This is a genomic window from Glaciecola sp. G7-5 (genome assembly GCF_055808975.1).
The window spans coordinates 4,264,373-4,290,629 of record NZ_CM147892.1; the positions used below are offsets into that span (position 1 = coordinate 4,264,373).

Annotated in this window: 23 protein-coding genes; 2 read left to right on the forward strand and 21 right to left on the reverse strand. The window is 41.9% G+C overall.

Going from position 1 to position 26,257, the window contains the following annotated elements; all coding sequences use genetic code 11:
- Positions 1 to 182: 182 nt before the first annotated feature.
- The 21 genes from AC0L6H_RS18830 to AC0L6H_RS18930 all read right to left on the reverse strand — a co-directional run bounded on the left by AC0L6H_RS18830 (position 183) and on the right by AC0L6H_RS18930 (position 24,727).
- Entirely contained in the window at positions 183 to 3,992 is a 3,810-nt protein-coding gene (locus tag AC0L6H_RS18830; RefSeq protein WP_473390794.1) for a motility associated factor glycosyltransferase family protein, read from the reverse strand.
- A gap of 9 nt (positions 3,993 to 4,001) precedes the next feature.
- Positions 4,002 to 4,319 (reverse strand): hypothetical protein, encoded by a 318-nt coding sequence (locus AC0L6H_RS18835; protein WP_473390795.1) that lies wholly within the window; start codon positions 4,317 to 4,319, stop codon positions 4,002 to 4,004.
- A gap of 37 nt (positions 4,320 to 4,356) precedes the next feature.
- Positions 4,357 to 4,791 (reverse strand): flagellar export chaperone FliS, encoded by a 435-nt coding sequence (gene fliS, locus AC0L6H_RS18840; protein WP_473390797.1) that lies wholly within the window; start codon positions 4,789 to 4,791, stop codon positions 4,357 to 4,359.
- A gap of 4 nt (positions 4,792 to 4,795) precedes the next feature.
- Positions 4,796 to 6,253 (reverse strand): flagellar filament capping protein FliD, encoded by a 1,458-nt coding sequence (gene fliD, locus AC0L6H_RS18845; protein ID WP_473390799.1) that lies wholly within the window; start codon positions 6,251 to 6,253, stop codon positions 4,796 to 4,798.
- Between the two features lie 14 nt (positions 6,254 to 6,267).
- The gene (locus tag AC0L6H_RS18850; protein ID WP_473390800.1) at positions 6,268 to 6,786 is read right to left on the reverse strand and encodes a flagellar protein FlaG; all 519 of its coding nucleotides are present in this window, start codon (positions 6,784 to 6,786) and stop codon (positions 6,268 to 6,270) included.
- Positions 6,787 to 6,893: 107 nt separating this feature from the next.
- Positions 6,894 to 7,730, reverse strand: a complete 837-nt coding sequence (locus tag AC0L6H_RS18855; RefSeq protein WP_473390801.1) for a flagellin N-terminal helical domain-containing protein — start codon at positions 7,728 to 7,730, stop codon at positions 6,894 to 6,896.
- A gap of 772 nt (positions 7,731 to 8,502) precedes the next feature.
- Positions 8,503 to 9,333 (reverse strand): flagellin N-terminal helical domain-containing protein, encoded by an 831-nt coding sequence (locus AC0L6H_RS18860; protein ID WP_473390802.1) that lies wholly within the window; start codon positions 9,331 to 9,333, stop codon positions 8,503 to 8,505.
- 865 nt (positions 9,334 to 10,198) lie between these two features.
- Complete coding sequence (locus AC0L6H_RS18865) at positions 10,199 to 11,035, reverse strand: flagellin N-terminal helical domain-containing protein (RefSeq protein ID WP_473390803.1); 837 nt, start codon at positions 11,033 to 11,035, stop codon at positions 10,199 to 10,201.
- 401 nt (positions 11,036 to 11,436) lie between these two features.
- Positions 11,437 to 12,660 (reverse strand): flagellar hook-associated protein FlgL, encoded by a 1,224-nt coding sequence (gene flgL / locus AC0L6H_RS18870; protein ID WP_473390805.1) that lies wholly within the window; start codon positions 12,658 to 12,660, stop codon positions 11,437 to 11,439.
- Between the two features lie 14 nt (positions 12,661 to 12,674).
- Positions 12,675 to 14,819 (reverse strand): flagellar hook-associated protein FlgK, encoded by a 2,145-nt coding sequence (gene flgK / locus AC0L6H_RS18875; protein WP_473390806.1) that lies wholly within the window; start codon positions 14,817 to 14,819, stop codon positions 12,675 to 12,677.
- Between the two features lie 84 nt (positions 14,820 to 14,903).
- A complete protein-coding gene (gene flgJ, locus AC0L6H_RS18880; protein ID WP_473390808.1) occupies positions 14,904 to 15,851 on the reverse strand; it encodes a flagellar assembly peptidoglycan hydrolase FlgJ in 948 nt (315 codons plus the stop codon).
- Positions 15,852 to 15,899: 48 nt separating this feature from the next.
- Positions 15,900 to 17,045: a flagellar basal body P-ring protein FlgI gene (locus tag AC0L6H_RS18885; protein WP_473390810.1), complete on the reverse strand. Its 1,146-nt coding sequence runs from the start codon at positions 17,043 to 17,045 to the stop codon at positions 15,900 to 15,902.
- Positions 17,042 to 17,689, reverse strand: a complete 648-nt coding sequence (flgH, locus tag AC0L6H_RS18890; protein ID WP_473394582.1) for a flagellar basal body L-ring protein FlgH — start codon at positions 17,687 to 17,689, stop codon at positions 17,042 to 17,044. Before flgH ends, AC0L6H_RS18885 begins: the two co-directional genes overlap by 4 nt.
- 143 nt (positions 17,690 to 17,832) lie before the next feature.
- Positions 17,833 to 18,621, reverse strand: coding sequence for a flagellar basal-body rod protein FlgG (gene flgG / locus AC0L6H_RS18895; protein WP_473390813.1), 789 nt, complete (start codon positions 18,619 to 18,621; stop codon positions 17,833 to 17,835).
- Between the two features lie 39 nt (positions 18,622 to 18,660).
- Positions 18,661 to 19,404 (reverse strand): flagellar basal body rod protein FlgF, encoded by a 744-nt coding sequence (locus AC0L6H_RS18900; RefSeq protein ID WP_473390815.1) that lies wholly within the window; start codon positions 19,402 to 19,404, stop codon positions 18,661 to 18,663.
- A 357-nt stretch (positions 19,405 to 19,761) separates the two neighbouring features.
- Complete coding sequence (gene flgE, locus AC0L6H_RS18905) at positions 19,762 to 21,147, reverse strand: flagellar hook protein FlgE (RefSeq protein ID WP_473390817.1); 1,386 nt, start codon at positions 21,145 to 21,147, stop codon at positions 19,762 to 19,764.
- A gap of 9 nt (positions 21,148 to 21,156) precedes the next feature.
- Entirely contained in the window at positions 21,157 to 21,849 is a 693-nt protein-coding gene (locus tag AC0L6H_RS18910) for a flagellar hook assembly protein FlgD (protein WP_473390819.1), read from the reverse strand.
- Between the two features lie 67 nt (positions 21,850 to 21,916).
- Positions 21,917 to 22,336, reverse strand: a complete 420-nt coding sequence (gene flgC, locus AC0L6H_RS18915; RefSeq protein ID WP_473390821.1) for a flagellar basal body rod protein FlgC — start codon at positions 22,334 to 22,336, stop codon at positions 21,917 to 21,919.
- 5 nt (positions 22,337 to 22,341) lie between these two features.
- The gene (flgB, locus tag AC0L6H_RS18920) at positions 22,342 to 22,743 is read right to left on the reverse strand and encodes a flagellar basal body rod protein FlgB (protein ID WP_473390822.1); all 402 of its coding nucleotides are present in this window, start codon (positions 22,741 to 22,743) and stop codon (positions 22,342 to 22,344) included.
- Positions 22,744 to 23,065: 322 nt separating this feature from the next.
- Complete coding sequence (locus AC0L6H_RS18925) at positions 23,066 to 23,785, reverse strand: CheR family methyltransferase (RefSeq protein WP_473390824.1); 720 nt, start codon at positions 23,783 to 23,785, stop codon at positions 23,066 to 23,068.
- Positions 23,786 to 23,794: 9 nt separating this feature from the next.
- A complete protein-coding gene (locus tag AC0L6H_RS18930) occupies positions 23,795 to 24,727 on the reverse strand; it encodes a chemotaxis protein CheV (RefSeq protein ID WP_473390825.1) in 933 nt (310 codons plus the stop codon).
- 130 nt (positions 24,728 to 24,857) lie between these two features.
- Between AC0L6H_RS18930 and flgA the strand changes: the two genes are divergently transcribed.
- Both flgA and flgM read left to right on the forward strand, forming a co-directional pair.
- Positions 24,858 to 25,637: a flagellar basal body P-ring formation chaperone FlgA gene (gene flgA / locus AC0L6H_RS18935; protein ID WP_473390826.1), complete on the forward strand. Its 780-nt coding sequence runs from the start codon at positions 24,858 to 24,860 to the stop codon at positions 25,635 to 25,637.
- 283 nt (positions 25,638 to 25,920) lie between these two features.
- Complete coding sequence (gene flgM, locus AC0L6H_RS18940; protein ID WP_473390827.1) at positions 25,921 to 26,253, forward strand: flagellar biosynthesis anti-sigma factor FlgM; 333 nt, start codon at positions 25,921 to 25,923, stop codon at positions 26,251 to 26,253.
- Positions 26,254 to 26,257 lie beyond the last annotated feature (4 nt).

Genomic DNA, 26,257 nt, shown 5'->3' on the forward strand with positions numbered 1-26,257 from the left:
CAAAATGAGAACATTGGACTGCCATAATGGCCTTAACAATCAATCATAAGCAATTAAAAGTGTGTGTTTTTATGGCCTTAATTCACACCAAAGTCATTAACAAAAACTAAACTTGCTAAGCAAGAAAAGCGTATTGTTGACGATACTTTTGCCTTGAGGTGATTAATTGCAAAAGTAAGCCCTTAGGCCTCCATCAAGGCCTTAAGTTTATCTTCAGTGTGCCAAGGTCCTAATAGCTCAAAATCAAAAGGTGGGCGATTCATAAGCAAACCTCTATTTTCAAGACTATCGAGCATGCTTAGTGAAGGATTTTCTTGGCTAGATGCTTTTGTAAATCCAATATACTGCTTGAACATATAAGCACGTACATCAGGTTTTGCAGGGATGCGTTGAATAATACGATGGTTTATTACGGCGACTGAAAGCGACTCATATTCATTTTTGTGAACTGACGATTCAGTGCTTTTTACATTTGTCTCTTTGTTCATGCTTGAAGTATATAAAGCGCCCTCTTCTTGCTTCATGTTAGCCTTTGTTTCATTATACAAACGCACATTATTAAGGCCACTATCACTAAATCTCGGCTTGGCGATGATAAGTGAATATTTGCCAATGTCTTGACCGCGAGACTGAACGAAGTGGCAAAATTCTTCGTCACTAAATACGGCGTCTAGACCTTTATAAACATCTTCAACACTTTCTTTATTAAGCAAACCTGGGCAGTACATTAAACACAATGACTTAGCTGCTTCATCTTGCTTTACAGCAAACTCTTCAAGTGACTCAAAGCAATTAAAAAGCAAAGCAATAGCTTGCTCGTGCCCATTAAGCTGATGGTTAGCGTTCAGGCTTGCGACATACTTAGCGGCGTCTTCATAGTCTGAAACGATTATCACCAAAGGCGATAATGCCGGCCTTTCGTGAAAAGTGCTATCGAGCGTGCTTAAATCTTTGTGCAAACTAATCGCCTTGTTAGGTGTACTTTCTAGATAGCGATTGATACGAATAAAGGTATCGTTGTCTGCACAAACACAGCTAACGATTGGACAAGTGGCAATCAAAAAAGCCTCACGTTTTTCGCCAAAGGCTTCAGCGGTGTCGATTAAACTAAACTGCTTGTTCAACATATCTTGGGCGTCGTGTAAAAACACTCGCCAGTTTTTCAATAAACGCTGACTCGCTTGTAGTGCGAGTGTTTCATCAGACTGCAAATTAGCCTTACTTAAGGCAGCATTTAAGTAATTTATACTATTAAAGAAGTAATAAAAGAATAAAGACTTGCCTTTACGTTTTGCTGCCATCAATAATGCGCTAAATTCGTCAATTAAACTGACCACATCAGCTTTCGTATGCAAGGGCGTATCAGACAATATTTTTAATGACGCAAACTGCTTAGTCAATAATTTGCTTTGATAAGCCTTCGCTAACATGGCGTTTAGGTCTGAATGCAGCGACATAAAGCAATCTTCAAAAGCTAAGATAGTACTGTGTTTCTGTTGTGCATCAGTCATTACCAATACGTCGTCGGGATCAAGTGGTAATGTTCCTTCAATAAAAACACCATCAGACAAATTATAGCACTCTACCCTTGCTTTAGTTGGACCAATGTCTTGTAGCAATTGCTCGATTATCATGCGCGAAATATTAAATTCGGTTTTGGTAAAGACCCAATCTTGACGATTGCCCTTTACGCGCATATCGGCGGCATGTACGCTTTTGTAATCGTAAATTTGTTTTCCATTTTCATAGTAACCCGAAGCGCTACTGTGATGTTTTGATTGGTCAGCAAAACCTAAATCCACCCCAATTAAATACAATTGCTCAAAGCCTAACGATAAAAAGAAGCTCATCGCCATATTCGTCACGGTAGGATAGGCGTGATCTAAACAATGAAAGCTATCAGGGGGAAACATAGCTAATAGTGCATGGCTAGAAGACTCACCCGATTTAAAAGCTATTAATACATTTTTGTACAAACTACTTGTGTCAGGGTGTATTCCGTTTACGCTAAGCAAGGTTATTTTCTTTAAATAAGCGCGGTCATTAATACGTGATGCCCAATCAAAGTTAGCTCTATTTTGTTCAACCTCACCATGAAAATCTGGCGTGATGCCGTTTTTGTATAATGCTTGCAAAGCAGTACCACAACTAACCACAATCACTCTTTCACGATGCTCTTTAATAAGACTGATGCTCTTATCTAAAGACGGACCATTTCCTATAAAAAATACCGGTGTTTGTTTGTGGGCATGCCCAAGGTACTGACTTGGATTGAAACGTAAGGCGGGCACTTTATTCTGTAGCGCCCTGATCGTATGTGCAATGCCATAAGCTACATGGTCAAAATTTTCACCCATGGCAAAAATCACCTGCAATTGCTGGCGCACTTCGCTCATTACTTGGTGCAACATTGGATTGTGATAAGCTTGCATGATGAAGGTTTCGTTCAACAAATGCGGTCCTAAGCCTAAAAACTGTGACATTAAGTCTTTAAACAAACGCGAGCTAGCCTCGCCAATATTTATGTAGAGTTTATATTCACCTTCGTTGACTTGGGCAAAAATAGGCGACCAATCAATCGCATGTAAGGCCGCGTAAAAAAAGTCTGGATTAGGCTCACAAATGATTAAGTTCTGAATATGATGTTTCTTATTGAGGCTCTCAAGCATGTAGCCATTGCCAAGTCCAAATACCATCAAAGCTTTTACCTTACTTGGTAACTCACCTTGTTGCTCTTCATTTTCACGCAAAAGCATATCAGCTTGTCTGATAAAAGTGTTGTGTAGATAGTGCCTCAACTTGTCACCGGCATAACCAAAAACCAGTCCGTCTAAGTTGGGATAGTGAATAAAGTGTTCACTCAATGCTTGGGCTTCTATACGTGGCTGGGTGCTGGAATAAAAGCTTCCATGCTCGGTATTGAGCATATTAATGACATCTGCTTTGGCGTTATAAACTGTTTCCCAGCACCTCGGCGTATAAGACGCAAAGGAGGCATGTATATCTGGGAAATATTCAGCAAATAAAGCCATATTGCTTTTAAATAATTCAGCCTGTTCGCTTGTAGCTGCGTACGAAGATGCAGGACTTGCTGAAAATACGTTTAGGTGATGAAACTGATGTCCTTTTTGATTAGCTTGAATTTGAACCGCCGAACGCCCCCATTTACCTTGTTGAATTGCGGCCACAACTTGCATAAAAATAGGTAAATTAATATGTTTATAGAACAACATATTGCGAGCACCAAGAGCCTGATTTAACTCAGCTATTTCATCAAACATCTGAGCGATATCACTGCCAATGCGAAAGAAAATCTGAAGCTGAACTTGGGCTGCTTTTTCTAACAACGAAGCCCAATCAAAGACGCTTAACGAGCATCTAAATATTTCCCAATCGGGCTCGTAAATAACAAGATATTTTAATCCGCTTGTATTAAGTTCAGTGGAGTCACTTGCATTCATTTTCACAGTGTTTGCATCTGCGTCATTTTCGCTTTGGTTTGAAAAGCGTTTATTTAGAAGCTGCGAAAGATGTGATGCTTTACCTAAGCCCAACAATACCAGTGTATCAATTGGTGATTGCTGACACTTTGCTTGTACTTGTTTGGCGTAATTCTGCCTACTGGCTAAATCAAATTTACCCGCATTATTTGCTTGCATTTGTATGCCAGCATCAGGCGAAACCGCATCTAATAAAGCACTATTATATGCCCACGCAGACGCCTGCGTTTGAATATTAGCGTCAACATTTACGCCATAGAGGCTAATACCTGACTGAAAATCGACAATATTAACTGCATCGTCTTTATCAACAAATACGCTTAATCGGTCAAAAGGTAGTTGCGGTATAATCTGACCAACGCTAGGTACATAGTGATTGAATGCAGCTATATTTTTGTCGCGTAAGGCATGGATTGTTGTTGCAAGATTGTGCTCAGCCTGACGTTGCCTATCTTCGTCAGCATCTAGGTGTAGCCTAATGTCATTTAGCATAGTGTTAAATTAAACTTGGTGATATTTCTTTATGGCTTTAGATGCTTTGCTGACTTTTCCTAATTCAATTTTGCTAACGCTTCGCAGAGCATTAACTGACTCAATAATCTTGTCATTTGACTTAAGTTCGTAGGCGGCAAAACATCTTCGTGTATGTTCGTCCATTGTAGTAAGCAAGGACTCTACCAAGTTCGCACGTTTGTCGATAATTTTTTGGAGGGCAAGGTCATCGATAGGATTGGATTGCAACAAATCGTCAAGCGCTTGATTTAGACTCGCTAATTCAAGTGAGGTCAATGGATGCTGTATATCAGGGAGTATACTCAAGGCAAAATCCTATCGAGGGCAGTAAAACGTCGTCACTTTACGGACTAAGCGTTTGTTGCTTTTGTTGTGACATGTCATAAGCTTCTTTTTTCGCCTGCTCAGGGATCGCGGCCCACGCGTCCTTGATGGGCGAAAACAAGCCAATAACCTCATCTATAATAGCGATGCCGTTATCGACATTGACCTCGGTCAGCTTGTCTATCATGTAGTTATAAAGATTGAACAAACCATGGGCAAACTCACCTCCCACATCTATATTCAAGGTATCGCGCAAGTTCATAAAAATAGCAGTAGCTTTAGAAATATTATCAGAACGACCTTTTAAATCATTGCGACTCATACTACCTTTTGCATAGGCCAATTTATCAATTGCACCTTGCATTAACATTAAGGTTAATCGATGCGGATCTGCGCTAGCAACATCTTGCTTTAAGCTGCCTTTTTTATAGGCATTAATTCCTTTCAATGACATAATTCTAGTTTCCTAATGCGGCAAATAATGCACTACCGGTGCGCTGAAGTCTGGCAACGGTAGTATCTAAGTTCAAATATCTGTCTCGAAGCGTTTGCTCGTAACTTATCATTCTAATTTCAAATCGTTCACGGTCAGTACTTACGACATCTTGTAAGTCGCTAATGGAGTCTTCGCGCGTGCTTAAAATGCCTGATGATTTGGTAAATTGTTCTGCAAATTCGAGCAACCTTGTGGCAATCCCCGACTCTGAATTAAAAAGTTTATCGATGTCATCAAAATCATCGTTTAAGGCATTTTCTAGACGGTCTGTGCCTGACCCTAAACCAAAGTCACCAGTCCCTATTTCAAGTTTGCCATCAGAGGTTAATTCAATACCCAATGCAAACAAACTACCAATCGCTGAATCAGCTACGTTACTACCCAGTATATTGGCAAAACCTGAACGAATACCACGAACGGTAGAATCCCCTGCAAGCACGCCATCTTCTTCTAAGGCTGATGAACCATAGCGGGTAAGTGTGTCAAGGTCGTCGCTGAGTTCATTAAACTTATCAACAAACTCATTTATTTTTTCTTCAAGATTTTCTGCGTCAAAACCAATGATTAATTTGGACGCGATTGCATCACCATTGGCGTCTTTGTCAGACAACTCTTTTACATCAAAACGTACACTCTGAATGGTGTCTTCAAATTTATTAGTATCGCTTTGCACTTCAATACCATCAACGCTGGCGATGGCATTTTTTGCTGAATTATTTGGCTCGATACTTAAATTACTAGCGGCGCCGAACGATGTTTCGGTGGTTAATTTGGCAAAATCAGCGACATCATTAGTATTGACAATCTGTAAGTCGTTGCCATCCCCCGTAACATCTGAAGTGAAGACGAGTTTAGCGCCGCCCCCTGTCGTACCGGTATTAATGATATTGGCCTGTACACCAAAATTATTTTCATCGTTGTTAATTAATTCACGCAATTCAGCCAGCGTTGTGCCAGCTTCTACGGAAATTGAAAATTCATTGTCTGTACCATCTATTTTAAAGGTAAGGTCTGCGGTGCCTGCGCTTAATACAGAGTCACTTGAACTGGCGAAACCACCGGCATCGGCGCGTGCGGTTTCAATTCGGCTACCTTGGGCGAGTTGCGTTACCGCGATTTCATAGGTACCTGGTAGTGCTGCATTTGTTGGGTTTGCTGAAAGAACGTCGTTTTCTTCAGAGGGATTTTCAATCGTCGGTTCACGACCGCTAAGGTTCCCTTCGGTCTGTAAATCTTTAATAATATCTTCAAATTCGCCAATTTTTGACTTTACTCTACCAATTGCCGAAATTTCATTTTGTAAGGTTTCGTCACGAGCATCCAATCGTTGAGTTTTGGAGCCGCGTTCCGCTTCCAAAAGCTGCCCAACTAATGATTCTAAATCTAAACCTGAGCCTACGCCCAATGATTGAATACTCATACTTTACCTCATATTTAAGCCTGCTTATCCAAAACTAATCCTAGGGAGGATATGGAGCCAGACTCTAATTCGCTAATTCGCTCTGCAAACTTTAGTACTTCCTCGGAAGGAATTTGCCGTATTACATTGCCACTTTGTTTGTCAGTCACAATAATAATGGGCCTATCAGCACTTGATTCACTATTTACTTCAAGACTGAATGAAAGTTCTGTGCCATTTGTTTGCAACAACTCACTAATGTTGCTTAATGACTCAGAAAAGCTAACACTTTTCTCATTGAATAGATCATCGGCATTTTGGGAAATAACTTTACGTTTATTCTCGCTTCGAAGTGCCTCATTATCGGCTAAATGACTAAGTGATTTTTCAGCGTTTTTAACTTGCTGAATAATGTGGCTATTTTCACTTTTTGAGAACTGACTGACACCACTAGATAACCCGACCATACTACTGGTATCAAAGGTTTTCTCATTAATGACAGAGGCGCTTTCTTTGGCAATATTCTGCCCAATTTTGGTATTAACTATATCCATAATTACCTCTCGTTAAAAGGGAGGAGCGGTTGCACCAAAACAACTGGTGAACCGCCCGTTCAACGCAACTTTTTATGGGGTAAAAAAACAAGCTTTTTACATGCTTATTAACCGAGTAAAGACAAAGCAGTTTGTGGTCTATTTGAGGCCTGACTAAGCACTGCAATGGACGCTTGTTGTAGAATTTGGTTTTTAGTTAGATTCGCCGTTTCAGCAGCAAAATCAGTATCCATGATCCGTGACCGTGCACTTGATAGATTTTCGTTTACATTACTTAAATTACGAATAGAAGATTGGAATCGGTTCTCAGCAGAGCCCAAATCGGCACGGACGCCTCCTATTGCAGAAAGCGCGGCATCAATAGTGGCAACAGCTGCAGATGCATTCGCCGTTGTTGACACCGACAATGCGGCTAAACCTAAGCCCGTAGCACTGAAGCCTGCTGTTGCAATACTGCCTGCAGATAAATTGACTGAGATATTTTGACCGCTATTTGCGCCAACTAAGAACTTGGCCGAATATGACCCATCGAACAAATCTATTCCGTTATACTGAGTATCGGTCGCAATGCGTGACACTTCGTTTTTAAGGGCCGAAACTTCAGCGTTAAGCGCATTTCTATCGGCGGCAGAATTAATCCCGTTTTGAGATTGAATAGCAAGTTGGCGAATTCTTTGAAGGTTGCTGGTCGTCTCACCTAAAGCGCCTTCAGCGGTTTGCGTCATCGAGATAGCATCATTTGCGTTTCTAACTGCTTGGCCTAAACCATCAATTTGCGCCGTCAATCGTTGTGAAATTTGAAGTCCCGCGGCGTCATCACTCGCTGAATTTATGCGAAATCCAGACGATAAACGTTCATAAGACTTATCTAGTGCGTTTGTAGAGTCGAATAATTGACGCTGTGCATTAAGCGCAGATACATTAGTATTAACAAATATAGACATTACTACCTCCATAAAAAACAAGAATATGAGAGAGCGCACACGCAGGAGCTCATCTTGTTTCTACTTTTCTTTAATGTTGATATAAGTTCACTAGGCTTACATCAACAACCTCATATTTGGCTCTGCAATTAAAAACCGCATTACCCCTCAACTAAAGGTATCGACGCCGTCTTGACTTTCTTTAGGCCTTTTTAAAGATTTTTTTATTTTAGCTATAAATTATCTATAACAGATTGTTTTTCGGGCATAATTTTTACGCCCCACCCTAGCGTGAAATGCTATTCTGTGGCGCTAATTGATGGAAAAACACGAATTAGGGGCGCAAGATGCCCAAGCCTGAGAGTTGAAATTAAAGATAGCGGCAAATAAAGGACCCATTCTAGGACAGATTTTGCCAGTTAGCAGTCATACGTAAATAGTAAGAACAATAAAAAGTCGCCACGTTTTTGTTGCAGGTCATAAGACTGGGCATTGAACTCATTGAAATGAGTTAGATTTAAAATGACATAAAAGTTGGCATAAAGTCTGCAAACCCAAAAGTAATTAGCAAGACCGAAACGAAAACACTATTTCTTAGCAATAAAGATGTTACTTATTTTATTTGCGTAGATAAAAAAAGCCGAACCGTGGGGCGGTTCGGCCAAATTGCTCACGTTAGGAGTTGGAGCAAAGTTTTAGTCGACTGGCAAGATTGTAGAACATGAAAGTACTGGCCTCTCAACCGCACTTCTACACTCTCAGTTTTGTTAGTCGGCATTTTACCTTTTTAAAATTAACCTTGTAATAAACTTAAAGCTGCTTGCGGGCGCTGGTTGGCCTGCGATAAAACAGTTGTACTTGCCTGCTGAATTATTTGTAGTCGTGTCAAACTAGAGGTTTCTGCAGCAAAATCAGTGTCGCGAATACGACTACGTGCAGCTGATACATTTTCTGACACATTAGTTAAGTTTCGAATAGTGGATTGAAATCTATTTTGAATCGCACCTAAATCAGCCCGTTTATCATCTACCGCTTGTATTGCCGTATCTATTGCCAGTAACGCAGCTGATGCCGCTGAAGGCGTAGATACCGACAAGGAAATACCGGGAAACAAGCCAGAAGTCCCAAAACCTGCCGGCTGAGAAACATTAATGCTAATGGTTTGCCCTGAATTCGCACCGACCAAAAACTTAGCCGAATAGTTGCCGCTTAGTACATCCACGCCGGCAAATTGTGTCGTTTCTGCTACGCGGCTTATTTCTGTTTTTAAGGCCGACACTTCTTTTTGTAAAGCATTTCTATCGGCCGCTGAATTAATACCGTTTTGAGATTGAATCGCCAATACTCTAATGCGTTGCAGTGCTGTCGTTGATTCTTGCAATGCACCCTCAACCGTTTGCGCCAGCGAAATGCCATCGTTAGCGTTTCGAACCGCTTGATCAAGCCCCATAATTTGTGACGTCATGCGGTCAGAAATCTGCAGGCCCGCAGCGTCATCTTTGGCACTATTGATCCTAAAGCCCGACGATAGGCGCTCAAAGGTAGTATCCAAATTATTGGTAGTATCATTTAAATAGCGTCTCGTACTGAGAGACGATATGTTGGTATTGACGAATAAAGACATTGTAAATCTCCTAACGATTTAGTTATGCGCCGTTTTTATATTTTTTTTCGGCAATTTATCAATTTGCGTACCAGAGCCTAATTATTGGCACGCTACATGCTTAAATATTATTGTGTCAGTTTGCTACTTTTAGTAGTTGCTTTACTGATAAATGCACAAGTCTCTTCACTAGAGATTTGCAGCATGTAAGTTGTAACAGAGCGAAAGCTCATTGCTGACTGGTAGGTATAATGTTCCAGACCTCATACCTCACACTACCTCCTGGCGTTGTACTTGTCAGTTGGCAGTTCAGCTTTCATATATCTGTTACGCCCTTCTCTTCTTATCTGCATGCTTTTTTAAGCAAACTTATCCCGCAAGACAAACGCTCGCAAAGCATGAATAATCATAAAAGGTGTTACTAGAGGGGTATTGGATTGCTAAAATACAAGCAAATTGACAATACTCTCAACATTTCCTAACGCTACGTCTCTTACTGACGCTTAACGGTTGCTAGCCATTTATACTAAGGGCTTAGCGCACTTCTTAAATCTTGCTGTCACTTTCTTGACGAGTGTTTGGCGGGCCGTTTTAGCCTCTTATGCAAGGAGTGCTTGTAGCAGGCTAACATTCTTATGTGTTGAGTTGTTTTATTTGCTCTGCTTGAAATAGTTATCGTACAGACACGCGAAAAGCTTTAGGACTATCGCTAAAGAAATATAAAATGAAGGGAAAATAAGCGGCCAGGGCTATAAAATTATATACCTGGCCAGTCGCTCTTAGGTTTGAGAGTGAGCGGACTCTCTGCTGTTTGGCAAGGGAAAGCTAGTGTACTACCTCCTGGCTTCATTCCCCAAACAGTAGGGTCTCAGAAGGAGCTACTAGATTAACCTAATAACTGCAACGCCGATTGTGGACGCTGATTAGCCTGCGACAGTACCGTAGTACTTGCTTGCTGGATAATCTGATTACGCGTTAAGTTCGCTGTTTCTGTTGCAAAATCTGTGTCCAAGATTTGTGAACGTGCAGAAGACATGTTCTCAGAGATATTCGATAAGTTACGAATAGTTGATTGAAAACGGTTAGTCAATGCACCTAGGTCGGCTCTAGCGCCACCAATTGCAGATAATGCAGTATCAATTAACGCTAACGCTGCAGAAGCACCTGAAGCTGATGATACAGACAATGTATCAATAGCTAGGCCTGTTGCAGAAAAGCCTGCTAAACCATTACCTGGAGCACTTAGGCCAATAGAAATAGTCTGTCCGCTGTTAGCACCAACAAGGAATGTTGCTGAAAATCCACCGGTAAGAATATCTGTTTTATTAAACTGGGTATCTGTTGAAATTCTAGAAATTTCAGTTTTAAGCGCAGACACTTCTTTTTGAAGCGCATCACGGTCAGCTTGTGAATTGATACCGTTTTGTGATTGCGATGCTAACTGACGTATACGTTGAAGCGAGCTAGTAGTTTCACCTAGTGCACCTTCAGCGGTTTGGGCTAATGAAATTGCGTCGTTCGCATTATTAACAGCTTGATTTAGTCCGTTTATTTGACTTGTCATGCGGTCAGTGATTTGCAAACCTGCAGCATCGTCTGAAGCGCGGTTTATTCTGAAACCAGAAGATAACCTTTCAAACGACTGATCTAATGAATTAGATGAATTGAATAGTTGACGCTGGGCGTTTAGCGCCGATACGTTTGTATTTACGAACATAGACATATAGTCTCTCCTACACTCTCAGTCCAGCAGTGGCTGGCAAGCCGGACTTAACTCCGGTGATTTAGTTTCATTTGTAGAACATACAAATCGTATTTAACAAACTTGTATGTACTGGCTCTCTCGTAAATGGTTATCGACAAGGGCAAAATTCCCTTTAGTTTAATTTAGAAAAAAACACTCGAGTGAAAGTAAATGCGGCAATAAATTGCCGGCCTTAAAAAATGAACACAAAAAAAAGTGAATAAAGTTAAGCAGAACGAATAAGAAATGACCGTTTTTTAAGAAAAAGAACTTTTTTAAAAAATATGTCAAAGAAAAATAAAAAAGCCCAATTTCGATAAATTGGGCTTACGATATATGCGACAAAAAGCCGTCACCAAGGCAGTAACACGCAGGTGAGTTTAAATATAATTAAATAACGACAGGTTAGCGACACGAGGAAAAGACGCAAAAGCGGCCTCTAGAGCTGTTTCTTGTTTAGCGAATTCAGAGGATGCATAGGCATAATCAACGTCTTCAATCGCAGAGCGTGCTTTACTATTTGCAATTTCTGCATCAAGTTGTGAGCTTTTGACTGACTCAGCGATATTTAATCTTGCACCAACAGAGGAGTTTTCTCGCGCCATTTTACTTAAGCCATTATCTATACCGACTAGCGTGTCATCGACAATGGCAGAAAACTGCTGCTGATTTAAGCTCGTATCGTTCAGCGCAACAAACATATTGTGTAAGGTCTCAGCCAAATTCGTTTTTTGCGGTCGATTTAAATCAAGTACAAAACTGTCACCGGCACCAGCTTGCATGGTTAATTCGGCACCGTTATAGCTAATAACTTCCCCATTAGTAAAAGGGATGGTTTCAGTAATAAGCCCGGTTCCTACATTAGTAACCTGAATTTCATTCGCCGATACAAAGTCAAATCGATATTGATTGTTAGCTGGGACAGCTGGATCAAACTGTGCTTTGTGAAAATTATCAAAGGTCCCTTGATTCTTTATCGTATAGTCATCAAAGGAAACACCGCTAACATCAGAAAAGGAAAAGTTCAAACGCGCTTGCACATCTTCAAATAAGGTTTTGCCTGAAGTCGTGCTCTGAATTGTCACGCTATCTGATAACTGGACAACGTTAGTGCCGTTATCACCCACAAACTTAATATGATTGTCAGTTGCCGTTGGATTAAATTCGAAGGCTTGGTTTGAGGCTTGGTAACCCGCAAAAATATATTCTCCGCTAGCATTTTGCGTGTTCATTAAATCAATCACTTGATTGCGTAACTGCTCAATTTCAGAACCTAAGGCTTCTTTATCGGCGGCTGATAATATGCCATTGCCAGATTGCACCGTTAACACCCGAGCTCTATTTACCACATCATTAATACTACGTAAGCTAGTCTCTTGAATCTCTAATGAGTTAGTGACCAAATCATTGTTGCGGTTATATTGCGTAATTTTGTCAAGCTCTTCGGTCAAACGAATGACCTGCGACGCACCCACAGGGTCATCTGAAGGTCTTAGCAGCTTTTTCCCGCTGGCCAGTTGCGTTTGAATGTCAGACAACTGCCCTTGGCTTGAGTTAATCGAGCGGAAGTTTTTATCAAAAATTAAATTGGTTGTTACTCTCATGATTTATCCTAATGCTATCGTGCAACTTGCAAAATAGTGTCAAACATTTGTTGTGCTGTGGTAAGAATTCTAGCGGCTGCGGCATATGATTGCTGGAATTGAATTAAGTTTGCCGCTTCTTCATCAAGACTCACGCCCGAGGTAGACTCAAACCAATCAGAAGACTGGGTCTGCATTACTTTGGCGGCTTCTAAATCTATTTTTCCACCCGCGGCGGCACTACCGACCTGCCCGACCAATGACGCATACGCCTCATTAAAAGTGCCCTTATTGCCTAACTCGGTATTGCTTAAGCGTACAAAATCGCTTTGTTGCATGGCGGCCATTTCAACCGCGTTACGATTATCATTTAAGCCGTTGGTGTTGTATTGAAGAGTAAACTCATCGCCCACAGTCGGATTGCCTTGCAATGAAAAATCGTAGCCGGGGTAATCATTTAAAGCGGCAAATTCTGACGGCCAAGCCGGTACGCCACTTTCTTTTGCCTGGGCCAATAGGTTGTTAAGGTCACTTGCACTTGTCACAGAACTAATAATGTTGTCATCGCTATCAAGTACGTCGTAGGCATCGCTTGATGTAAACACAACTTTAACCGGAGCACCAAAGCTTGGCGACGGCGATTGTGCGGCAGTTTGCAAACCAAAGGCACCATTGAACGCAGACGCATTTGGATCGCCAAAGCTTAAATCAACAACCGAGTTACTTATTGTTGTGCTTATTAGTTGTGCATCACCTAAATTATTAATGCTTGTCTCTACTCTTAAAGGTTTAGCAAAAGCCAAGTCTTCAGAGCGTGTTGTGGCAAGTTTTAAATTCGCGGCAGCCACTCGGGTTGGTTGAATTAAAAAAGCATCTCCCTCGTTATACGCAGAAGCATTCGCAAATTCCAACTCAATTCCGCCAATGGTCGCGTTAAAGGTGCCTGGCTGTGCGGTAACAGTTAAAGTTTGTGTAATGGGGTTATTTTGGCTGTCCAGCTCTGGTTGACCGTCGGTTTTCACCGCGGCCACTTCTATATCAAATGTTGCCGGAGACCCACTAGGTGTGCTTAGCACGGTAATTTTGTAGTCGTTATTAGTAATATCACCGCTAGCGCCTTCTCGCACGCGACCATTCACACCAAGCGTTAAATCAGAATTACTAGGGTAGTTTATGCCTCTAAATTCAGCGATTTGAAATAGGTTAGAGCCAAGCGTTTGATCCAGGTCCATACCTTGACGGTTTTGAGTATTCAGCGTATCCGCTAACACTGTCGCCAATTTACCTAAATCACGTTGAGCAGGTTCGAGCACTTGTTCACGGTAGCGATATACACCGCCTAAAGCCCCACCTAAGTTTTGCTCTAACACGTTAATGGTCGTGTTTCGTTTTGGCGGTGCATAATTGGTTTGCAGCTTTAGATCTCGGTTTGTATAGTCGGGCTCACCACCAACAGCAAACACATTAAATGCGCCGTCAGCTAATACTAAGGATTCACCGCTTTTTAAATTAACGACCACACCCGTACCGTCATTGGATCCAGTGCGTACATCAATCGCAACGAGTTCTGATAATTCTAAAATAGCTTGGTCGCGCTGATTTAGCAATTGAGCGGGAGTATCTACATTAGTGTTCCCTGAGGCCACCTGTATTGCTTCATTTAAATTGCCGATTTGTTCGACCAACGCATTAGCTGTTTTAACCGTGTTTTGAATTGTCAACTCGGTTTCTTCTTCTTTAGCCCGCATAAACTCACCCAACTGATTCACACGGTTGAGCATGCCTTGGGCTTCGCCAATCACCGCGTCACGCGATGGCATGTTAGTTGGGTCGTCAGTCGCCGTTTGCAATGCCCCAAAAAAGCGGGTCATCGATGCAGAAATACTGTTTGCTTCAGACGCCAATACATTATCTAGGCTTTCTACGCGGTCGTTGAAAGCTTGATGTTCGCCTACGGCACTGGTGTCTCGGCGAAGTTGATTTTGCGCGAAGACGTCAAGTACTCTGTCGGTAAAACCAAAATCAACACCGCCCTCCAGGCGTGATGTAAACTCTGTACGTTCACGCACATAGCCCTCAGAATTAATATTGGCGATGTTATTACTGGTAGTGGCGAGTAATTTATTACTTGCGTTTAAACCCGATGTTGCCATGGTGAATAAATCGGCATTCCTAATCATTGTATTGCCTCTGCTTGCGCAAAAATAACGACGCTGAAAACGTACTTAATAAAGTAGGTGTTTACGCGGGTCTGTATAAAAGAATTAAGGGAGTAAGCCATTTAGCAGCTCCCCGTTATAAACCGACATCACTTTTTCAGCATAGCTAGGATCGGTCGCATAACCCGCTTGCTGTAACTCTGTGAAATACTCTTGAGGTGATTGGGCATTTTCTAAAGCTCGCTCATAGCGCGGACTCGATTGTACAAAGTTTATGTAGTCGTTAAGTGAATCTGTGAAATCACTATAGCTTCTGAAGCTAGCACGCTGTTTTTCTGGCACGTTGTTAACATATTCCAGCGTATCTACGACGGCTTTATTGCCATCCCAACGATTGTCAGCCTTTATCCCGAAAAGGTTATGCGAGCTATTGCCGTCTTGTTGATGGATGACAAACTTACCCCATCCCGTCTCGACCGCGGCTTGCGCAAGCAAGGCTTTAGGGTCAATATTTAATTTCTCTGCAGCTTCAATGGCTTTAGGATAAAGTTGTTCAACAAATTCTTGAGGGGAAGCAAACGCCGCTTGTTTGTTAAGTGGGTTAGCACTTGTCTTATCGCCGCTTTGCGTGCCTTCAGTTTGTTTCAATATCGAAAGTTCTGGCCTTTCTGGCATAGTAAAATGATTGGCGGGGCGAACGGCACTGGCAGGCATAACACCATTATTAATACTCATTTGCTGGATAATAACGTCAGCTAAGCCAATATTACCGTTTGTCGATAAATCGTTGGCCAGTTGTTGGTCATGCATATTGCGATAAAACTTTACTTGGTCTGAATTAAATGGGCTGTCTTTGTCAGCTAAGGCATCTTGCGCTTGGCGCATTGACTTTAAAAGCATTTGCACAAATATTGCTTCAAATTGCTTTGCCGCTTCTTCTAATGCGCCTTTATCACCGTTTTTACCGGCATTACGTAGTGTGTCCAGACTATTCAAATCATGCACCGAACGTGACATTTCAAGTTGTGATTTAGTGTCTACTGGAAAATCCATAATCTACCCTAGTTCTCGCTATCGCCATGAAACTGTTTTAAGTCACGATTAAATGACAATTAACTCGCCTTGCAATGCGCCGGCTTGGCGCAATGCTTCTAGTATTGCCATCAAATCGCCAGGTGCAGCACCAATTTGATTGACCGCTCTTACTAGTTCATCAAGACTTACGCCGGGTTCAAATTTAAACATTCGGCTATCATCAAGTTGTACATCTACTATAGATTGTTCGACGCCTGCGGTGTCTCCATTGCCAAAAGCATTGGGCTGGACTATCAGAGGATCTTCGGTAATGGTAACGGTTAGCCCACCATGGGTAATCGCAGCAGCTCGTAACCTAACCTCTTGACCAATCACAATCGTTCCGGTGCGGCTATTAATGACAACTCGTGCAGGGCCCACGGCTGGCGTAAATTCAAAGTTCTCAATGGTTGCCAAAAAACCAACGCGCTGGCCTACATCACGCGGCGCACTTACGCGCACAGAGGCGGCATCAATAGGAGTTGCAATAGCATAGCCGTTTGCGGGATCTGCGCCTAAACGCTCATTGATTTCATCAGCTAAGGCTTGCGCAGTAGAAAAGTCAGGATTATTGAGGTTAAAGGTCAAATAGTCATTTTGCATTAAACCGTGGGGAACAGTGCGTTCGACTACCGCACCATTGGCAATAGTGCCGACGGTAGGCGTATTATTTACAATGCGCGAGCCATCATTGCCCTGGGCACCAAATCCTGACACCACTAAACTACCCTGAGCAACAGCATAGACTTCACCATCGAGTCCGCGCATAAAGGTTTGCAATAATGTGCCGCCTTGCAGGCTACTAGCCTCGCCAATAGAAGACACCGTAATATCAATGGTTTGACCCGGCTTTGTAAATGCGGGTAGCTCAGCGTGAATGGCCACCGCGGCCACATTTTTAATCTTGGGCTTTACATTGCTATCTAAACTAATGCCAAAATTACTTAACATGGTGCGAAAAGATTGTTCGGTAAAAGGAGAGGTCTCACCCGTACCCGGTAAACCCACCACTAAACCATACCCCACTAATTGGTTAGAACGTACGCCTTGTACACTCGCTAAGTCTTTGATCCGCTGCGCGGCACCTAACTGTGCGCAATAGGCAAGAAGCACAATAGCGACTGATAAATTTGCAATACATTTGAGTAAAAACTTAAAACAAGCATGCATCATAATGGCCACCATGTTGAAGAGAAGAACTTAGTTAACCAGCCTTTTTCTTGGGATCTGGCAAAACTGCCTGTACCACTATATTGAATGCGCGCATTGGCAATTTTTGTGGATTGAATTTCGTTAGTTGGTGTCACATCAGCTGGTCGTATTACGCCAGTTAAGCGAATATATTCATCACCGTTATTTAGGGTGAGCCATTTTTCGCCTCGTATTATTAAGTTTTGATTGGGTAGCACTTCAACGACGGTAACCGAGATGCTGCCTTGCAGACTATTACTTTGGCTAGCTTGTGCGTCTCCGCTAAATTCATTTGAACCGTCGATACCAAGTTGGATAGCTTCACTGCCAATACGAATAGCATTGCCACCTAAGCCCATAATAGGATTGAGATCTACCGTACTTTCTTTAGATGAACTTGAACCTGCACTTTTACTTGCATTGGTATTCTCTTGTAAGGTGACTGAGATGATATCGCCCACGCGTCTTGCTTTTACATCTGAATACAAGCTATTGGCCATGGCAGCAGAAAATAAGCTTCCACTAGTCGCAATTTCATCGCGTGTTACCACCGGTACTGATGGTGCATAAAACGGGTCGTTCGCGGCAACATTTTGTTCGCTGGTTGCGTTGCAACCACTTAGCATAGCAAACGCTAGCACCATCAATAAGGCTGAAACTACAGGGCGACTAAACCATTGCTTAAGTCCTCGATAAATAGCCATATAAAACCTCGTTAAGCTAGTACTATAAAAAGACGAAAATATGTGCAAGTTCGAATATATATTCATTAAAGTTGCTGAATCACTTGGCCTAGCATTTGGTCAACCGATGAGATCACTTTTGAGTTCATTTCATATAAACGCTGACTTTCAATTAGATTCACTAATTCTTCGGTAACATTCACGTTTGATGTTTCTAGCGAACCTTGAGACAAACTACCGATACCTTCTAAGCCTGGTACACCTTGGATAGGGGCGCCCGATGCACCTGTTTCAACATATAAATTTTGTCCAATAGGTTGCAAACCAACAGGGTTGATAAAGTCAGTAATATTTATTTGGCCTAACACCTGAGGTTCAGCTTGACCTTTCAATTGCGCTGAGACTTCGCCGTCTTGAGAAATAGTGATTTGCTGGGCATCAGCTGGCAAAGTAATGACCGGCTGCAAAACAAAACCAGAACCAGGCGTTACCATTTGACCTTGATCATTTAAGGTAAACTGGCCATTACGCGTGTATGACTGACTGCCATCAGGCATTTGGATTTCAAAAAAGCCGCGACCTTGTATAGACAAATCAAGCGCATTTTCGGTAGTCAACAAGTTGCCTTGAGTATGTGTTTTTTGAGTAGCAACAACTTTAGAGCCCGCTCCTAGCATTAAACCAGAGGGTAGTTCAGTGTCGGCAGAAGAGCGGCCGCCTGGCTGATTAATATTTTGATAAAGCAAATCTTCAAACACTGCACGGTCTTTCTTAAAACCGACCGTACTGGCGTTCGCTAAGTTGTTTGATACTACCGACACATCTGTTTGAGCTGCGTCTAAACCTGTTTTACTTATCCATAGAGCTGGATGCATAACCTTAACCTCCGCGAATGTAACATTCGCATTATCTTATTAAATAATTCGAAGCAGCATGTTGCCACTTGTTGCTAAGCTGTCGGCTTTGCGCATTAATTTAACCTGCATTTCGTAGTGACGTTGCAATGAAATCATATTGACCATTTCGTCCACAGCGTTCACATTTGAACCTTCGAGCATTCCGCCTTTTACACTAACCGCTAGATCTTGTTGCGCGATCTCGCCGTTTTTTAAATCAAACAAGCCATCTTCACGGCGTTTGATTTGATCAATAGGTGGATTGACTAATTTTAATCGCCCTACTTCTTCTATTGCATTTTCAGGCGCGCCTTGTAAACGAGCAGAAATAGTGCCGTCTCCGGCAATCGTAATATTATTGATGGGAATGGGTAAAAAGATTGGGCCGTTGTCGCCCATCATTAGATTGCCTTTGGGGTCACGCAAGGAGCCGTCAGCACCAATGGTTAAACTACCTGAGCGCGTGAAGGCCTCTTCTCCTAAATCAGTTTGTACACTAAACCAACCTTCGCCTTGTACCGCGATATCTAAATCACGGTCAGTGGTGATCATGGGACCACCTTCGTAGTTATTACTTGGGCTTTCAGTCATACTAAAAACACGAGACGCAAATCCATCACCAAATGCAGGCATTGCACGTGCTTGTTCAAGCTGGGCCTTAAAACCGTTGGTTTGAGCATTGGCTAAATTATTGGCGCGCACACCGGTTGCCATCAAATCTTGTTTGGCGCCACTTGCTGCGATATAAAGAAATTTATCCATGTTATTGCCCTGCCCTGTTGTGCTAGTTATCGCACATTAGTCAAACCTTGCTAGAAGCAAAGTATGTACTTCGTGAATCTATAACGAAGTTTTTGCAAGTAACATGCCAATAAGGATGATGCACACCAAGAAGAAATAAAACATTGTTTTATATGGTGTTTTTAGGATATTTCCGGAGAAAAGCGTGACTTAGTTGATGTCATTTACTTGCCACTGCCATGTGGCAAGTGTAGGCAAATGTTGGCCATTTGCGGCATTGCTATGCCAAAGCAAACCCCAACATAGTGAAACCGTTTTGATGTGGACAAAAATAAGCTAGCGCTAAACACCTTGGTGCTTTGCGCTAGCCTTTATATACTATCGAATATTCAATATTGTTTGGTTAAGTTGGTTATTTACTTCCAGGGCTCGCGAATTTGCTTGAAAGTTTCTTTGAGCAATAATCATGTCAATTAATTCAGTCGTCAAATTAACGTTAGCCTGTTCTAGGGCCGACGAATTAATGTCACCGAAAGTACCCGTGGTTGCTTCGCCAGCTAGTGCTTCTCCCGACAGAATACTCTCTTTCCATTGAGTAGAGCTTTGTTGCGTTAAGCCTTGCTCGTTCGAAAAGCGTGCTAAAGCAACTCTAACAATAGGTTCAGATGTACCGTTTGAGAATGTCGCTCTCACCAAACCGTCAGGAGAAATATCGATCCCCGTTAGTCGTCCAACCGGTAAACCGTCTTGCTCAAGTGATGTCACCTCAAAAGCTGACGCGAACTGAGTTGGTTCATTTGGGTTAGCCCCCTGTGAGTCTAAATTAAAATCAACCGAGATTTGTTGAGTTGCATCAGAACCATTCGCTAGAATTGTTCCGCCTAATGCGACTGTTTGAAATTTACTGTCGGGTTGCGGTAAACCATCAGCTGATTCAATCCCGACAAAATCACCGCCGTCGCTAAATCTAATTTTAGCCACCGCTACACCATTGCCGGTGTTAGTACCTAAAGAATTAATCGCCGTTGCTGCATCAGGAGCGGTGCCATCAGAGTTGGTGGCATCAATTAATTGGTCGTCAATCGCGGTTGCCACATACCATTCATTTACAGAAGCCGGGTCATTATCTTTCAAAAAGAAATAGGTCATTACATGACTATCGCCGAGTGAATCATAAACAGTAACCGAGGTTGCCGAGTTATAAGTAAGCGGATCGCTTGGATCAAAGTCTGCAGCAGGTTTAGCCTGGTCACCCGCAGGTAGATTGAAGCGTACGTCAACTTCAGTTGTTTGTTGCGGTGAGCCTGACGAATCTGGAATACGTACTGGTTCTGTTGTACTTAGAGCCACAGATGCTGAAGTACCATCGGGGTTAACAGGGAAACCTAATAAATTGTCGCCATTTGAATTGACCACAAAATTATCTGAATCCAATTTAAACTGACCGGCACGCGTAAAAGAAAAATCGCGGGAAGTAATTTCAGGTACCGTGGCAAAAAAGCCGTTGCCGGTAATCGCTAAATCGAGCGCGTTGTTGGTAAAAGACAAACTACCTTGAGAAAACTGTTGCGAGACCTCTTGGGTTAATACACCGTCACCCACTTTGGTTTTACCCGATGCGAGCAATGATGCTGCATATACATCACCAAATTCGGCGCGAGACTCTTTAAAGCCAACCGTGTTTACGTTGGCTATATTATTTGCGGTGGTATCTAAGTCTTTTTGTGACGCTGATACGCCGCTCAATGCAATATTAAATGACATACTCTACTCCTATGAATTTCCGATCTGAATGACGTCGTCAAGTTTTATACTGACATCACCATCTAAATTAAGTACTACACCCGCTCCTGATCCTGACAAGCTTACGCTGTCGACATGGCGGTTAATGGCTGTGGGTAATGCAGTTTGCTCACCAAAAACACTGCCTTGGACGGTCACTGCGTAATTGCCAGGTGGCATTAAATTGCCGGCACTGTCAGTTCCATCCCATTTGAATTCGATATTACCCGCAGCTTGCGTACCTACATCAATGGTTCTAATGACTTCGCCACTGGCATTTTGAATACTGATTTGAGTATCTTGAGAAGTCTGTTCATTGATGATGACGCCTGACATACCGTCACCTTGATTAGGCATGTGCCCAACGTTGCCTGCGACCAATACACTTTGCCCGATTAAGCTTGAGGCCTGCAATGCTTGGTTACTCGTCATTGACGATGCAAAACTGGCAAACTTCTCGTTGAGTTGCGATATACCATCTGCGGTGGTAAATGAGGTCATTTGCGCCACAAGCTGGTCGTTTTCAACCGGTTTGGTTGGGTCTTGATTAGCCAACTGCTCGGTTAAAAGCGCGAAGAAATCCTCTTGCTTTAACTGTTGTTCAGTGCCATCAGCAACGGGAATCGCCTTTTCTGTTTCCCAGTAAAGGTCTGTTTTTAAACCGTTTTGTGCTAGTAAATCCATCGGTATTTCCTCAAGCTACGTTGCCAAGCAATTTATTTTGGCGGTTTACGCAGCGGTAGTAATGCTATTATTGTTGACCTAATTGTAGAACACGACGAAATATACGCTTGGTGGTGTCAGCCACCTGCACATTAGTCTCGTAGGCTTTTGAGGCCGATAGCATATCTGCCATCTCTTCAACAATGTTTACGTTTGGTTTATATATGTATCCATTCTCGTCGGCCATTGGGTTGCCTGGCGCATACTCAACTTGCAAAGGTTTTTGGCTCTCTACAATGCCTAATACGTTAACACCAACACCTTTTGTTTGATCCTGAGAAGCTTGGTCTAGGGCAGCAGCAAATACAGGGTGGCGAGCTTTGTAAGTCTCGTTGTAACTGCTACTGACACTGTTGGCGTTTGCAATATTACTCGCGGTAGTGTTCAAGCGGACAGTTTCTGCCGCCATACCAGTACCCGAAATATCCATAATATTAAATAAGCTCATAACTATTAACCTCCACTGCTAAGTGCTTTTTTCATGCCTTGAAACTTGCCATTCAACAACATCAAGCTAGCTTCGTAGCGCATGCCGGTTTCAAGAAAAGCGTTTCGTTCAACCTGACTGTCAACGTTATTGCCGTCGCCTGTATCGGGTTGGGTTGGAATTCTAAAATCGAGCTCTAGATTCATGCGGCTACCACCTGACATGTGCTGCTCGTGAGTTTTGACCATAGATGAATTAGTCATAGTGGCTTGTGCTGATTTCATTGCTTTGTTGAAATCAAGAACTTTAGCCTTGTAGCCTGGGGTATTGGCATTGGCCAAGTTACCCGAAATGACTTCCATACGCTGGGTGCGTACTTGTAGTGCCTGATGATGCACACCGACTAATTTATCTAAACTTATGGCCATAAACGTTTACCTATGTGGTTACTGTTGCTCGTAGCGGATGTTTGCGTAAGCCATGTGGCAATACATTGTTCTGTTCATCCAAAATACGGCAGGTTCACAAACACTCAGCAAGTGCTGTGCCAACAATAGCTAAATAAGAATGGATTATTTAATGGTTACCAGAAATTGATAACTTATAATGACCTAAAAAGCGCTTAAAGCTTTGTGTAGTAAAGGCCTGTGGTATGTGATTGCATCTTAAAAATATTTTCTGCTCCGGTAATAGATTCTGCAGCACCTAAAACCAGCGATCCATTTTGAGGTAAACAAGCGGCAAACTTTTTCAGTATTTCACTTTTTTATTGCCGTCAAAATAAATCAAAACGTTACGGCAAAATACAATGTCGAAATTCCCCAAACAGGAGTAATCGCTCAATAAGTTAAAACGTTTAAAGCTAACCAATTGCTTAATTTCTTTCTTTATTTGCAGCGAAGTACTCTCTTGAGCACTAACTAATGGGGAGAAATAAGTTTCTTTATAATGCTTTTCGAGACCTCGGTTTAACGCCAATGCATCGTAAATTCCGGCAGTGGACGCGGCAATCATTTTACTCGAAAAATCAGTAGCAATGATCTCTACACCATTATTAAATGCGTTAGGATGGCTACGTTTATATTCAGCAATTGTCATGGCAATAGAGTACGGCTCTTGCCCTGAGGCACAAGCGCTACTCCATATACGAAGTTTTCTTTGTTGCTTATCTAGTTGGGGTAAAATAGTGTGACTAAGCAAGTTGAAAGGATATGAGTCTCTAAACCAAAACGTCTCATTAGTAGTCATTAACTCAAGACATTGTTCACTTAAAACATGTTGACGCATACTAATTACATGCTTTAAAAAGAGATCAAAATCAGTGTATTGATGATTACGTGCTAGCGCAGATAAGCGACTTTTGACTAAATATTGACGATTTTCTCCCAACACTATCCCTAGCTTTTGATGCAGAAAGCTTGCAAAATCTCTATATACTGAGGGCGACAAAGAAAATTCGAAATTAGTCAAAAAAATGTCCTACGGCTTTAAATCTGTAAGTAGCCATTTTTGCACTGCACCGGTAAGTTCGTCAGGATGGAACTTAGCAATAAAATCATCAGCGCCAACTTTTGTTATCATCGCTTGATTAAATACACCACTGAGTGATGTATGCAAGATAACTTGTAAACGATGCAACTCAGGGGTATTTTTAATCTCTGCTGTAAGCGTATAACCATCCATTTCAGGCATTTCAATGTCTGAAACTAGCAAGCCAACTTTATCGGTAACATCTCCGGTTTCAGCAGCAATTTCTTTCAACCGAACAAGCGCCTCTAAACCGTTTTTCGCTACTTCTATAGGTAAACCCAGTGTTGAAAGCGCTTTTTTGACTTGATTTCGTGCAACCGAAGAATCGTCTGCAATGAAAATAATTTTCTCTTCATTGCCAATTATGTTGACATTATCGGTGATATCACTGCTAACATCGGTATTTAGTGGAGAAATCTCATTGAGTATTTTTTCTACATCCAAAATTTCTATTAGTTCGTTTTCAACTTCTGTTACCGCGGTTAAATAACTAGCATGCCCTGCTCCTTTAGGAGGAGGCATTATGGCATCCCAGTTGGTATTAATAATGCGTTCAACCGAGCCGACTAAAAAGCCCTGCACTGAGCGATTATATTCAGCGATAATAATAAAGGCGTCGGACACGTTTTCTATTGGTGCTCCACCAGTCGCCATCGATAAGTCGATAACTGAAATCGTTTGTCCACGAATATGCGCGATCCCTCTTACAATTGCATGTAACTTAGGAATTGAGGTTAAAGGAGGACATTGCAATACTTCTCGCACTTTGAATACATTTATACCGAAACGCTGCTTTGAATTTAATCGAAACAGCAAAAGCTCCAAACGATTCTGACCGACCAACTGCGTGCGCTGATTTACCGAATCCATAATACTTGACATGCGAACCCCCGTTTTAGGCATGATTGTTGCGTTAGCTAGCCTTACGCAACTTTAGATAGTGTGTGCGCCAAAGTTATGGCGTCTGTGTCGCAAGTCACCTTTCACACTTAACAGCAAAAGGTACAATTTTATGCTAGCAAACAAATATACAAGGGTATCGGCCATTATCAGGATAGTCTTTACGTGTTTTTTAATTATGTCTACATGTATATTTTCACTTGTCGCGCAAGCGCAAATTAGTGACTATGCACTAGCACAAAATCACAAGGTTGAATTACACAATCCAAGGCAGAGTCTAGAAAGCCAAGTATATGCTTTTATAGAAGACAAGCTTTCACAAGATGGTTACCTCGAAAATAATGACGATCTAAAAATAAAAGTAAGAGAAATAGATGAGCGTATCAATATTCCTTTCTGCGATAGTCCTTTTGAATTTTCAACAAACACCAACCCTCAACAACAATCAAACATGTCAATAAAGGTGAGCTGTAACAATACCAACTGGTATTTATTTATGCATGCCAGCGTAGCGCTTATTCAAAAGGTGGTCGTTAGTAGCGAAAACCTCAGTCCTGGGACTCTACTTAGCCACGCAAATCTAGAACTTGTTGAAATGGATAAGAATAAACTGCGAGGTACTACCTTTAATAATATTGAGGACATAGTTGGAGCAAGAATTAAGCGCCGAACGCGTTCAGGAAATATTATTGGGGACCGCATGCTGTGTTTTATTTGTAAAGGCGACCGTGTCACTATTGCTGCGGTTAGTGCCGGACTTTCAATTAAGGTTTATGGTGTGGCAGAAGAAGATGGTGTTTTAGGTGATACTATTCAAGTTCGCAATATTTCATCCGATAAATTAGTATTCGCAAAAATTGCGAGTACCTCGCTGGTAGAAATCAATATTTGAAGCAACATACATTTATTGATAAACACTAAAGCATGGTACGAAGATTGCAGAGGGCGCTACGGAACACCATTTTTAAGGCGCTTATCTGTAAATGCAATAAATGTGTGACAACAAACAGTAAAGATGTACTAATAACACAGTAGTGATAGAGTATAGGAAATACCCAGCCGATAGGTTGTTTGAAGTTTTTTTTAGAAAGTGACATTTTTTTGTCATTTAGCATTAAAGAAAATAAAAAGCCGGTCGATACCCTTTACAGAGGTAATCTTAGTGGTAGGAATTTATGTCAATAAATAATGTAAACAATACGAACAAACCACAACTAGACGCGTCTAAAGTTGCTCAGCAACAAGTACAAAACCAGTCTAGTGGTGCAGCGAGCCAAGCAGCTGATAGCAAGTCTGCCGTGCCAGCTAAAACTGATTCGGTGTCTTTGACTCAATCTGCACAGCAGTTAACTAATGTGCAGAAAAAAGGCTCAGAAGCGCCTGTCAATCAAGAAAAAGTAGATCGCTTGAAGAAAGCTATTAACGACGGGGAATATAAAATCAACCCTGAAGTATTAGCGAAGAAAATAGCGGTTCTAGAATCTCAAATTCTTGGTATAAAGGCGTAAACGA